This is a genomic window from Pseudomonas cichorii (assembly GCF_019719005.1).
GTDB classification, from domain to species: domain Bacteria; phylum Pseudomonadota; class Gammaproteobacteria; order Pseudomonadales; family Pseudomonadaceae; genus Aquipseudomonas; species Aquipseudomonas cichorii_E.
In genome coordinates, this window is the sequence record NZ_JAIGPJ010000097.1 from 1 (window position 1) to 1,033 (window position 1,033).

Below are 1,033 nucleotides of genomic sequence, written 5' to 3' on the forward strand. Positions count from 1 at the left end.
ATTGGCTCTGTCTGCGTTAAGTGTTGCAGAGGTCTAAGCTTGTAGAGCCCGACATCCCTTTCAGGAGGTCTGCGATGCAAGCGACAGCGTTCCAAAACTGGCTATCTGAGCTATATCGGCTGGATCCAGCGCAGCGAGAGCAATTACGCGTACAGCTTCATGGTCCTCATGGGCTATTGGAAGAGGCACTGGCCATGCCCAGGCAGTGCCCGCGCTGCCAAGCCGAGTCTTTGCGTCCCTGGGGCTCAAGCCACGGCTTGGCTCGCTACCGGTGCAGGACCTGCAGACGAACCTGTAATGCCCTGACGGGAACACCCCTGGCACGTCTTCGCCACCGCGAGCGGTGGGGCCAGTACGCACACTCGATGATGCAAAGTCTGGTGGTGCGAGCCGCTGCCAAGCGCTGTGGCGTGCACAAGGACACTTCATTCCGTTGGCGTCATCGCTTCCTCAAATTGATTGCCGAACACCGAGCGTCGCATGTCTCAGGCATTGTCGAAGCGGATGAAACCTTCTTTCTTAGGTCATTCAAAGGTCAGCGACACCTACCGCGCCCTGCTCGCAAGCGTGGGGGCAAGGCGAAGAGCAAAGGCATGAGCGATGATTTGGTGCCCGTGCTGGTCGTGCGTGACCGCAGCGCACAGCATGCTGATTTTCAGTTGGAAAGGCTGGACGGTGCCCATTTACAAGAGGTGCTCAAGCCCTTGATAGATCCTGATGCGGTGCTCTGCACCGACAGCGCAGCGGTCTACCACGGCTTTGCCCGGGCCGAAGGGATCACTCATCGTCGTTTGAACTTACGTCAAAAGCGCCGTACGGACGGCGCCTTTCATATTCAGAACGTCAATGCCTATCACAGTCGTCTGAAACGCTGGCTAAATCCGTTCCACGGTGTCGCCACCAAGTATCTGGCTAACTACCTAGGGTGGCGACGCCTGCTTGAGCGCTATGGAAATCAAGTTAACCCATTGATTTTATTGAAGGAGGCACTTGGGCATGAACCTGTTCAACACTTAACGCAGACATAGCCAAT

Annotated in this window: 1 protein-coding gene; it reads left to right on the top strand. The window is 56.3% G+C overall.

Annotation, left to right across the window (positions count from 1 at the left end; genetic code table 11):
* Window positions 1–74: 74 nt before the first annotated feature.
* On the top strand, window positions 75–1,028 hold the full coding sequence (locus tag K5D32_RS25750) for an IS1595 family transposase (protein ID WP_221577518.1): 954 nt from the start codon (window positions 75–77) through the stop codon (window positions 1,026–1,028).
* The last annotated feature ends 5 nt before the right edge of the window (window positions 1,029–1,033 follow it).